At 36.5% G+C, this 12,217-nt stretch carries 6 protein-coding genes and 1 pseudogene; 4 read left to right on the forward strand and 3 right to left on the reverse strand.

What is annotated here, in order from left to right:
* Positions 1 to 239 precede the first annotated feature (239 nt).
* Genes A0J48_RS18160 through brxL form a run of 3 tightly spaced genes read left to right on the forward strand, consistent with a single transcriptional unit; the run spans position 240 to position 3,695 of the window.
* Positions 240 to 1,601: a hypothetical protein gene (locus A0J48_RS18160; protein ID WP_200325497.1), complete on the forward strand. Its 1,362-nt coding sequence runs from the start codon at positions 240 to 242 to the stop codon at positions 1,599 to 1,601.
* Positions 1,601 to 2,248, forward strand: coding sequence for a hypothetical protein (locus A0J48_RS18165; protein ID WP_200325499.1), 648 nt, complete (start codon positions 1,601 to 1,603; stop codon positions 2,246 to 2,248). The genes A0J48_RS18160 and A0J48_RS18165 overlap by 1 nt, the downstream gene beginning before the upstream one ends.
* Positions 2,238 to 3,695 (forward strand): BREX system Lon protease-like protein BrxL, encoded by a 1,458-nt coding sequence (brxL, locus tag A0J48_RS18170; protein WP_200325501.1) that lies wholly within the window; start codon positions 2,238 to 2,240, stop codon positions 3,693 to 3,695. Before A0J48_RS18165 ends, brxL begins: the two co-directional genes overlap by 11 nt.
* Before the next feature lie 326 nt (positions 3,696 to 4,021).
* Here the strand turns inward: brxL and A0J48_RS18175 are convergent, their stop codons facing one another.
* The 3 genes from A0J48_RS18175 to A0J48_RS18185 form a co-directional block, all read right to left on the reverse strand.
* Positions 4,022 to 4,930: a sulfotransferase family protein gene (locus A0J48_RS18175; protein WP_200325502.1), complete on the reverse strand. Its 909-nt coding sequence runs from the start codon at positions 4,928 to 4,930 to the stop codon at positions 4,022 to 4,024.
* Between the two features lie 25 nt (positions 4,931 to 4,955).
* Complete coding sequence (locus A0J48_RS18180; protein ID WP_200325504.1) at positions 4,956 to 7,583, reverse strand: HlyD family secretion protein; 2,628 nt, start codon at positions 7,581 to 7,583, stop codon at positions 4,956 to 4,958.
* A 580-nt stretch (positions 7,584 to 8,163) separates the two neighbouring features.
* The gene (locus A0J48_RS18185; RefSeq protein WP_200325506.1) at positions 8,164 to 11,466 is read right to left on the reverse strand and encodes a type I polyketide synthase; all 3,303 of its coding nucleotides are present in this window, start codon (positions 11,464 to 11,466) and stop codon (positions 8,164 to 8,166) included.
* 230 nt (positions 11,467 to 11,696) lie between these two features.
* Here A0J48_RS18185 and A0J48_RS27775 point away from each other — a divergent pair.
* Positions 11,697 to 11,800 (forward strand): annotated as a pseudogene (locus A0J48_RS27775) (IS701 family transposase); the annotation flags it as partial.
* Between the last annotated feature and the right edge of the window lie 417 nt (positions 11,801 to 12,217).

The following is a 12,217-nucleotide window of genomic DNA, read 5'->3' on the forward strand; positions in this document are numbered from 1 at the left end:
AAGAAAAACGAAAACAAGAAAAACAAGAAGAGGAGAAGAAGAAATAAAAAGAAGAAAATATGTATGTACAGGGAGAAAGGAATAATGTGGAAGAGGAAGGATAACTACAATGGTGTAAAGAAGAAGAAAATGATAATGAAGTAGGATTAGAAAATAATAAACAAATACATATTAATATAGAGAAAATCTGGAAAGAATTATCTAAACCTCCGTTTGGATATAATGAGTATACTTTTACAATGTTATTCGTCGCATGGTTATCTTACCATCGCACCCAAGTGATGTTACATGGTAATTTCGGTCTTCCCATAACTAAGAAAGAACAGATATCAGTTGACGAAAAACCTATTAAAGATTGGGTAATAACAAATGTTTTAGATAAACCTAAAGATTTTGTCAATAAATGGATTTTAGAATCTTCTAAAACACCAATAGTAATTCCTGTTCAGGTTATTAATTCCACGGAAATACCGACAATAATGGATTATAATCAAGCACAGAAATTCATTCAAGACATTGATAATTTTCTTAATTCTCCTACTCCAGATCCAACACAGTTAGAAGCAGTCAAACCCAAGAAACAACAAATATCAGGAGGAATTAAAAAAATTGAAAGTTGGTTAAAACCAATAGAAACCGCAGAAAATTTACAGGATGATGTCAACCTAGAAAAATTGATAAATCTTTATCCTGATCTACAAATACAATTAGTAAAACCAAAAACCTTTAATTTAGCAAATAACTCAATATCATCAGTATCATCTGGTAATTTAGATACTATTACTGTTAACCCAACTGAACAGCAAAAACAACGTCACAGCAATGCTTTAAAAATTATTCTTGCTAAAATTGATGAATTTGTAGAAGAATTATCTGGAAAATCTGAATCTTTGAAAACAGAACAAGAATTTGGTAGTTATCAAGTTGAAATTCAAACAGCAATTGAAAAAATTACACAAGTTTCTTTACCTCAACATTTACTAGATATTTTAAATAATTCTCTGGGAGTTGCTAATAGAAAACTCGGTGAAATTCAACATCAGTCAAAAATTAAAGACTGTTTAGATAACATTCAAATTCGTTATAATTCTCTCAGTGATAACGCAAGTCAGCAAGATTACCTGAACGCTAAAAATTATATTGAGGAATTAACAAATACTAATAATTTGCTTAAACAAGAATCTCTTTATCAGGAAATAGTGAACGATATTGAAAATAAATATCAAAGTTTATCCCACAAAATTACCCTTTGGGAAGAAAGACTCATAGAAATAACCAAAGATCAAGCATTAAAATTATCTCAAGAAGTCAGTCAACAACAAAACCGTTTTACTCAACCAGAAGATTCACACAAAGTTGAACAAATATTAGCACAATTAAAGCAGATTATTTTAGAAAACCCCCACCAGGAAGAAACTACTACCAAAAAACCAGATGATGCTAATTTAATCATAGAAGATATTAATAATAAAATACAAGCAATTCAATCTGAAAGTACAGAAAACAAAATCATTGCTTTATTTAAACAACTTACTCTTACTAGAAGAAAAGAATTATATCAAAAATTAGCAGCTTTCTTGAATAACCAGGAGGAAAATTAATGACTAAAATCATTTTAGATCCTTCTGGTTCATATCCACCAGAAAATCACTATATTGTGATCACTACAGAAGTGGAATGGTTAAAATATTTAACTCTTGAACATGAACATTATTTGATTCAAGGTAAAACACTTTGTAATTGGACTGAAGAATGGTTAAGAGTATGGAATAAATTAGATTTAATTGTTGAGAAAAAACAGCTACGACCTGAACAGAATATTAGTGATTTTATTCCTCAAGAACCTGAAGGAGAAATTAATAACCGTTATCATGAGACAGTAATAGTTAATTGTGTCGTTCAATGTGAAGCACAAAAACCAGGAGAACTAACTATTACAATATATAATTATGATCAAATAACTTTGAGCAATCTGTATTTAACTATTAATGAGTTACCTAGTTTTGAAAATATCAAACTTCCAGATTTTACCATTCCCCCTAATGACAAACGTATTCATGAAATGATTATTCATGAATATCCTCAATTACCACCACACAAAAATAAAATGACTATTGACTTATCTGGGAAACTAACTTTTAATTTTGAGCAGGAAAAATCAGGAGAATCAAAACTTGATTCTGAGTCATATTTGACTATTAAACAAATCTACAATAGTGGTTTTCAAGGAGATTTAAATGATTTCTAATTATGATAATGATTTAGTTAGTCGCGTTTTTCAATCACTAAGTATTGATAAAAAACGTTTAGATTCGAGGGGAATCAAAAATGTTGGTATTCCTAGTTTTGTTTCTGAATGGTTACTAGATAAACTTGTTCCAGGAATGGGTAAGTTAAATGAGATGGAATTAGACAAAATTAATAGTTTTGTCGGAAAAGCATTTCCCCGAAAAGATGATCAAGAAGTGATTAAGTATAACCTGACTAAAGGAGAAATTCATAAATTAATTGCTTTGATGCAGGTAAGAATAAAATTAGATTCTACATCTAAACAAATACCTGAACCTTTAGCAAATATCCCCATTTTAAATTTATCAAATTGTGAAATTCCCACAGATATTGTAGACAAATATCAAAGGTTACTCAGACAAGGAGTATGGGGGAAAATTTCCTTACGTTTAAAAAGCAATGTGAATGGTAATTTTAGGGTATCAATTACTGATTTTGATCCTTTCCAATCTTCGGAAGTTGATCTAGAAGAATATGCAGAATGTCGTTCTAATTTTACCACAGAACAATGGCGAGATTTAATGTTTTCTTCTATGGGTTATAATCCCGAACATCCAAATTATAACCATCTTGCAAAAACACGAATGTTAACTCGGTTAATTCCTTTGGTTGAGTCTAATTATCATATTATGGAATTAGCACCAAAGGGAACGGGTAAAAGTTTTGTTTATGAAAATATTAATAATAAAGTTTCTGTAGTGAGTGGAGGTAAAATCACACCTGCAAAATTATTTATTGATGGGAAAACTCAATCAGTGGGTTTATTAGGACGTTATGATGTGGTAGTTTTAGATGAAATTCAAAGTTTGACTTTTGATAATCCTGATGAAGTTATTGGTCCTTTGAAAACCTATCTTGCAAATGGTAGTTATAACCGTTCTGGTTTTTCTGATACCCCAATTTCTAGTGATTGTTCTTTAGTGTTATTAGGTAATATTGAATTGGATGAATATCAACTTCCTAAAAATAGATTTAATTTGATGAAGAATTTACCGAAATTTTTCTCGGAAACAGCTTTTTTAGATCGGTTTGCAGGAATTTTACCCGGTTGGGAAATTCCTAAATTTCAACGAGATATGATTGCTGATCAAATTGCTTTAAAAATGGACTTTTTTGGAGAAGCATTATTCTCTTTAAGAAGAGATAATCGTTTTTACCAATATGCACAAGAACATACAGAATTTGATCATCAAACTATTACAGGTAGAGATGAAACAGCTATTCTTAAAACTGCATCCGGTTTGTTAAAAATTCTTTATCCCCATTTGCAATTAACTTTACAAGATTATCAACGAGATTGTTTAGAAGCTGCTAAAGAAATTCGTCAATACATTCGCAATGTTCAATATCACCTCGATGATGAATTTAAGCAATACGGAAAAGAAATTTATGTTGATGTTAGATAATTTGCATTTTACAGAAAGTCTCGGAAATTACTCAACACATTTCCCAAATACCAGTACGTAATTAATCTTGTTTCCGGACCAAAAATTTTGAATTCTTTACATTTTTAATTGATGATGCCACAGATGAATATGTAGAAACCTGCACAGAAATAGAAAGATTCACGATCCAAAATCAAAAATAGTATTACTTGTATGATGTAGAAATTGTAGCCCTGTGAACCTGAAGATGCCGACATCCTTGGTGGAAGCAGGAAGCAAACATCAAAACTGCTCTATTTTCTTAGTTGGAGAGTTTTGTGTAAGTTTTGTACTGCACTACTAAAACTTCATTCGTATCCTAGTTCTCGTGCTAGATAAATAACTTCAGGAAGAAATCCTTTTTTATCTTTGCGCCAAGGTAATGGACCTTCCAGCTTTGATGGTTTACTGGCTGATGGCCGAAAAATAGGAGATTTTTGGAATCCAGGATTATTTCCCCATTCCGTTCCATAGGGTCCCATACAGGCATAAGAAGATTTCTCTGTCTGTAACATCGCTTGGTAAGCTGCCTCATTCCAGCTTAAACCTAATCTATGGCAGATTTTATCCAGGTATGTTTCAGGATTACTAATGATTTCCTCTCCGCGAATAAACATATGTTGATCAGAAGGAATCGTATTGAGAAACTCTAAAATCCTGGATTGAGTTCTGTACCACTCATATTGAGGATCAATGATAGGGGGATCGAGAGAATAGTCAACAGAGTCAGCAACGGCTAACTCCGCAACAGCTTGGGGCGCTTTCATCATTGACTTTCCTTGCTCTCGGGGATGACGAGTAATGTATAGATAGAAAGCATTAGGGAAAGTTTTATGGATGCGTTGTAGTGTTGTAGCTTGTTTAGGGTATGCAGGACTTTTATCAATAATTCGTAGAGGCGCAATTTTATTACAGAGATGCCAATAGATATCTGCTGTGTTGTAATCAAGCCGTTGTGTAATCCACCGTTGAGCCATTGCCACTGATTCTATGGTCTGCTCACCACTGTAAAGTTGTGCGATCGTCCTCAGCAATCCATGAAGTATGAACTGGCGCGCACCTCGGCTCACATCTACTAGTTCTTGCAGAGTTTCTTTGACAAACAAATTTATCTCTGGTACTCCGTAAGCTTCTGGATGCTGACCCAGCATGGCACAAACTAGTGAAGTAAAAGAGCGAGGAGATGCCAATATAATTACAGGGTGAGGAACTGACATTATGTAAATACAACTTATTTGGATATTAAGGCAACCAAGACCATACTTCTATTTGAATGAATCGAACTAGTGGTCGAGTCAGCAGTACGAATAATGGTTTTTTACCAGCATCAATTTTGGCATAGCCAGACATTCCCGTTTTTAATGTCTGGGGAGAATTAGCTAAATCAATTATAACTTTGAAAACTCGATTAGTTTGGGTAATATCACTTTGCATCGCAGAGTTAGGGTCAGCTTTGGAATCAGTTTCAACTTTAGTAGCAGGTTCGATAGAAACAACTTTCCCGGAGAAAGGATTATTGGGATATAGTAGTAACTTGACTTCAGCTAGATCTCCAATCTCAATTTCACCGGCATCATATTCAGGAACTTGAATTTCGCCAAATAGCTGATTACTATCTTGGACAACGGCAAACTTTTGCCCTGGCTTTAAGTAAGTACCAATTTTCTGTTGGAGATACGAATCTACTAAGTAACCATCAAAAGGCATCACTAACCTAGTGCTTTTCTTTTGAGCTTCTTGGTACAATAATTCCTTGCGTAATCGTTGCAATTCCGCCTGAGCCGCTTTCACTTCTTGACGGGCTGCTTCAATATCTTCTTTACGAGACCCGGTAAGTAGCAAAGTTAATTGTGCGCGAGCTTGTCTGAGACTATCTTTTTTGGCAGCTAATGTCTGGTACATTTCATTGACATTTTTCTTCTTGATCCCTATAGTTTGCTGTGCTTCTTCAATTTGAATTAAATCTATTTCATACTTTTTCTTTTCTTCTTCATAAGACTCGCGGGCTAAACCTCCTTCTCGATACAAGATTTCCTGGCGTGCCGCTGAAGCCCCACTATATTGAGCTTGAGTTTTAGCTTTTTGCCAGCCCTTCCTAGCAATTTCCACTTCATCAATCGCTGCTCTTAATCTAGTTTCTACAGCAAAAACTTCATTTTGAATAATGCCTACTTGTGCTTCCGCAACAGCAATTTCTTCATTTATTGGACCCTTGATCAATTTACTGAGTTCAGCCTGTTTCTTTTCAATATTGGCCTGTTGTTCTTTAATATTTTCTTGCAAGTTTTGAATTTTATTCTCAATATCTGTGGATACCATACTGGCAACAATCGTTCTTTTGGCAATTCGTTGGCCATCACCACCATTGAAGAAGACTTGTGTAATTTTTCCTTCAACAGGTGCTTGAATTTGTTGTTGGGTTGGTGGTAGTAATTGCAGTTCTCCACCAGGTGCATAGGAGAAGGGCAGACAAAGAATTACAGCTAAACAAAATAATACTGCTAATTTAATCCACTGATTTGACAGAAAATTACTGATACTTTTAAATATGGTATCCTTTGTAGATTTTGGTTTTCCTAAGCTTGTGGAAGTTGAACTTGTAGTAGTTTTTTGGGGGTTGATCCTTGTTACTTCTGGAATCACAAAGGCAAGCCAACGTAGAAATGCAATTATAACCAGGAATAAGACAATATAGCCTGTCGCTCTTCCTAAAATTCCAGGAAAGATACTTTCGAGTTTAATTGTGAGGTCAGGGACAATAGACAAAGCAAGATATACCCAAACTAATATTAGTGCAGAAGCATAGACTAATAATACCCACTGCTTACCTTCAGAAATAGTGTTTGGGAGAGGTCTAAATTTCAACTTAGCTAGCAGAATATAGAATGCTTCCTGGAATAGATGGGGAGAGAGATTAAAATAGGTTGTTACCCATTTGAATACATCAGATTGACGAAGTGGCAAAGTGATTAGCAAAAAAGAAACAAGTCCAACTTGTCCCATCATTGCTAACCAATAGGACAGTTGAGTTCCTGTTCCCCGTAGGCTATACCAGCCAATAATTCCTACAATAAATATAAATGCCCGAGCAGCCGGAGATGAACAGTAAGTCCAGAGCTTTACGGAGCGAGGTGTCTTTCTGAGTCCGTATCTGTTAATGAAGAAGCGCGGAAGGATGCCAAAATGAAGCCGGATACCAAGTTCTTTAACTTGTCCCCCAAAATGGGCGAATACTGCTCCTGCTACAATGCGACTAAAAATGTTGACACTAATGAGAGAGAATAAAAACGAACAAATGTAATTAAGTTCTTTATCAATACTAGTAAGGTCATAAAAAAAGAGTTTTTGTTGTCTAAAAAAGAGTTGAAGTGCAACAAAGAATCCTGGAATCAGAAGCCAAGTTATTGCCACAAATATCAAATGAAATGGCCGAGTGACAGCAGCCAAAAAATTAAAAATATGTTCGGGATTATAAAGAACGAAGCGTAACTCTGTAAATTCACTATCTTCGTCGTTTGCTGTAGGAGATGATTGTGCTTCAGAGGTATCTTGTCTGGTTATTCCTCCTCGGTTATCAGTGAGAGTTAAAACTTGTTCTAGTAGCCCAAGTTCATTAATCTGCCCAATAAAATTCTGTAGATCTTCTTCCGTCAGGATTTTGTGAAAGGCTTCGTTAAATGAGGAAATAATCTGTTGGGAATCAGAAGAACCATTCAATAATCGACAAATAAATAGTTCTTCTTCCTTCAGCAGAAAGGTTTCTCCAGATATAGGGTTTTTAATGAAGTAGGATTTTGTTTGCTCTCCTACTCTTTGGGTTTCTGTAATGATAAGATCTGGACGAAAGCGAGTTGGGATCGTTGTAGACATTGGTGTTAATAAAATTTAGCCTGACTACTATGCAAGAAATTAATTAATATTCCTGATTTAGGAACATACCTAGGACTTACGCACAAGTAACGGAATAATATCATGTCCGTTGGAATACTTACGATACCTGTTAGGGTAGGGAATAGGGAATAGAAAAAAGCAAATATGTCCAACACTTTTATATCGTCAGTAATTAGCCAACTTGATATAATTTATCCCTTACGAAAGTCGTAAGCCATACCACTCCAGACACAGAGGACACAGAAACATAAGGGTTTGTTAGATATAGCCGTGGACAGGGTGGTTAGGACATCAATTGAGAATTAAACTCCCACTAAAAGAGGGTTTGATTCCTAACTCCTGCTATATTGTGCGTAAGTTCTGTCATGATGTGTAAGTAGAACGACGTGAAAAAACAAGAGTTTGTAACAAAATGTAAAGTAGCCTAAAAATCTCTTCACTCTTGCCTTTTGCCTCTTGTCTTGTCATAACGACAAATTTTAACGCCAACCTACTTACGTAATCTGTTCAAAACTCAAATAGGAGTTCTATATTTATGCTTTCATAGGGATGCTCCCCCTTATCTTTCCACATTTTCTGTCGAATCGGCATGAATTGAAAAGAAAGCTTCAGAAACTTTTGATTGATTTGCCAAAAATTCTTGCATTAGTTCAAAGTGAAGAGAAACCACAGATAGCTGGACTTCTGGTGACAATGATGTTGTCAGCCCTGTCACTGTTGTAACTTGTGAAGCAGCCTCTTGAGAAGTAGGTTCAACAGGAGTAGCAAATGAAGAACCTTCATAGACAATTGCTTCTGATGCTGTCTCTGTAATCACTCTTGTCTCTGAAACTGGAGAAAATTTGTCTAACGCTATGCTATTCCGAGCAGAAGAACTCACATTGATATCAATAGGCTCATTCTCTTTTGATAACGGCAACTGTTTGAATCCATGTTCACCTAACTTGCTTCTGACCTTTTCAATCAACTCTGAACTCAAACTCATTTTAGGCACGAGAAGATTCAAAACAGGAGAACTTTTTTGGTTCAGTGTTGCCGCATTAGATGAATCTAAATCCACTAATTTAGCATTTCTGCATTGATACAAAGGTGTCCAGTCAAGTTTAGTTCCTTTAACAAACAATCGACCTAGTAACAATAATAGTTGCTCCAGCCCTGATTTTCGCTGACTGTTACTAGCGATAGCTAAAAATTCTCGCTTGCGGAGAATATCTTCTACAAAAGAAGTGAGGTTATTGCTAGGACCAACTTCAATGAATGTACGGACTCCTTCCTCATAGAGACGCTCAATTATCTCGGAAAATCTGACTCTACTCGACCACTGCCTAGCTACTAATTCTCTGATTGCATCAGCTTCATTTGGGAAGGGAGCAACACTGGCACAACTATAAAGTGGCGTATGTGCAGTTCCCACAGGTAAATCCGCATAATAGCGAATCAACACTTGACCCATTTCCAGAAACAGAGGAGTGTGATATGCCCGATCAAAAGGTAGCTCTTGGTAGATTCCTCCCAAAGTTTTGACTTGGTGGGCAACTTCTTTAATCACTTCCCCAGCACCAAATAGTATTTTCTGGTTAGGGCAATTGTCCATTGCTAAAAACAGTTTTCCTTCAAACTGTTGTAGCAGGTTTTCTACAACTTGAGAATCTAGAGCGCCAACAGTTAACAAAACACCTCGCGGAATTGTGTTTGCCGCTTCCAGTTCCTTATAAATTTGATTGAGATTGCGTTTAATCTTTATCTGGTCATCCAGATGATCTGCTTGAATAATACCGCTGGCTGACAGTGCAGCATACTCCCCAGTGCTGTGTCCTACCATCACATCAGGTTTAATCCCAAATTGACTTAATAAATGGTAGAGAGCAATATCTGCCGTAAACACAGTTTCAGTTGCCACATCAATGTTATACAAACCTTGAGAAAGCATTTGTTTTTCCTCATCAGTCAGGCAAGTTGGGGGAGGAAATACAAACTGGCTGGGAAGCGTTTCCCAAAGTCCTGTGAAGGTAGCATCTGAAATGTCAAACCATTCACGAACACCGGGGAAATACAAGCACAAATCAGCTAGCATATTGACATATTGCGATCCCTCCCCAGGAAATAGGAAAGCCGTTTTACTCTCTTGAGAGTTAACAGCAGGTGTGGCATAATAAACACCATTTCTTGTTTGTAAATGTTGACAGTCCGGCTGGGCAATCTTTTCTAGAGCCTGTTTAAGTTTTTTCTGTAAATCGTTAGCGTTCTCAGCCACAATTGCCAATCGGTAATTACCTGTTTCATAACTAGCAAGGGTAAAAGCTAGATCTACTAAAGAGGGCAGAGGATTAGCTTGCAAATATTGCTGTACTTGTTGACCTAACGCCAGTAAATCTTGTTTATTTTCCCCAGAGAAGATAAATAACTCATGAGGCCACTGTGAATAAAATTGTTGATCTGAAGTATTTGGGCCTGTGTACTCCTCTAGAATTGCATGAGCATTAACACCACCAAAGCCAAAAGCACTGATACCTGCTCTGCGGGGGGATTCTTGATTTCCATGAATCCAGGGGCGAGTTTGGGTATTGATGTAGAAAGGCGTTTCTTCCAATCCCAAATCTGGGTTGACTTGATCACAAAGAGTAGGAGGCAGAATTTTGTGGTGAAGAGCCAATGATAGTTTGATAAAGCCAGCAATCCCTGAAGCTGGAATACAGTGACCAATCATAGATTTCACTGAACCTAGCCCACATTGAGGAAGCTTTCCTTGACGAGAACCAAAGACTTGGGTTAGGGCTTTAATCTCTGTTTTATCACCAACAGGAATTCCAGTTCCATGTGCTTCTATTAAGCTAACAGTTGCTGGGTCAATATCTGCCTCAGAATAAGCTCGTTCTAAAGCTAAAACTTCTCCTTCTAAACGAGGTGCTAATAAACCTAATGCTTTACCATCACTAGAAAGACCTACTTGTTTCAGAACAGCATAAATTTTGTCTCCATCTCTTTCCGCATCTGCTAATCGTTTGAGGACTAGAAATCCGCATCCTTCTCCTAACAAAGTTCCAGCCGCCGCTTGATCAAAAGGACGAATTTTTGTCCGGGAGAGAGCTTTTAATTTGCAAAAGAGCATATAAATTTGAGGTGGCATTGATGCTTGCACGCCACCCACTAGCATCATGTCTGACTGACCACTACGTAATTCTTTGATAGCTAACTCTGCCGCAATTAATGAAGAGCTACAGGCAGCATCAATCATGTAGCTAGGGCCTTTTAAATCCAGACGATTGGCAATTCGCCCAACTGCAATATTAGATACTAACCCTGGGCCTGCTTCTGGAGGAAGCGGTGGTACACTTGCTTTTAATTCGTTACGAATTTCTGTCAAAGTTTCTTGGTCTAATTCAGGCAGAAGCTTTTGGAATAATTCCGTAAGTTGATCAAGAATAACTCCATGCTGCAAACCTGTGACAGTACCACGATTGGGAGTAGCACCTCGACCAAGAATAATACCAGTTCTCTCTCGGTTGAATTGTCTATCAAGATAGCCAGAATCCTGTAGGGCATCTCGAGCCAGCTTTAGCGCCAAGAAATGGTCTGGTTCACTACCTGAAACAGAGGTTGGCGGTACTCCAAATTCTAACGGATTAAATTCTGCTAAATCGCCTAACAATCCAACTTTACGAGTATAGATACGACTTAATTCGGTAAAATCGGAAGAATTAGGATCGAAGTATGGAACAGCCCAGTCATCAGGAGCATCTTGAACGTGATCAATTTTTTTGAGAATATTTTGCCAAAATGCATCAACGTTGCGGCTGCCTGCAAATAGACTGGACATCCCAATAATTGCAATGTCTAATAGCTGTGGATTTGTACTTATCATTTTTCCATATATATATATAGAAATTCGGTTTGATTCCTCAATACCTTAGCCGAAAAAAGAGTATGAATAGAGGGCTGATGTAGTAGAGTTATAGTCTTCTAAAACAACTACTTGAAAGCCACACACAGACGATGTTCGACATCCTAACATTATTACAATGCCTCCTACCAAAAATAAAAGTGATGACAATGCGGCAGTTGACCCGGATCATCATGGCGATGTGAGCAATAGTGGTAGAAAAGTTGTATAGCGAACAAAAAATGCAGAGTTAATTGGGTATTTTTTGTCTGGAAAATATCATACAAGCATTAAAGGATTAAATTTAATCACGATGAAAACATAATTTCTAATTGGTAGGAATTACGCAAAAAAACCAAAAATCAAGGGTTTTGACAAATAGATAAAGTGATGAAAAAATCAAGGTCGAGGAGAGGAATACTCCTACACCCTTACACCCTTACACCAAGTCTATGACGTACGTCGAGACTCGTTATCACGGATAACTAATGTGCCTAATTCAGGATTTGAATGAATTGCAAAGGCACTTATTTAATTGAGTTGTGCGCGAGTACATTCTAGACAAACCCACCCATATGTATGTCGTTTCGTACATTATGTTAATGCGTAACTCCTAAATTTATGTACCTATGTAAAATCTGGGTAATAATTCGGAAAAGCAACAGAATTTATTGTTCTAAGTTAATGTAGTAAATCATAACAAGAGAAAGAGTCTACTGAAATCAACAAGGAT

It is taken from the genome of Sphaerospermopsis aphanizomenoides BCCUSP55, from assembly GCF_001586785.1.
In the GTDB taxonomy this organism is placed as follows: Bacteria; Cyanobacteriota; Cyanobacteriia; order Cyanobacteriales; family Nostocaceae; genus Sphaerospermopsis_A; species Sphaerospermopsis_A aphanizomenoides_A.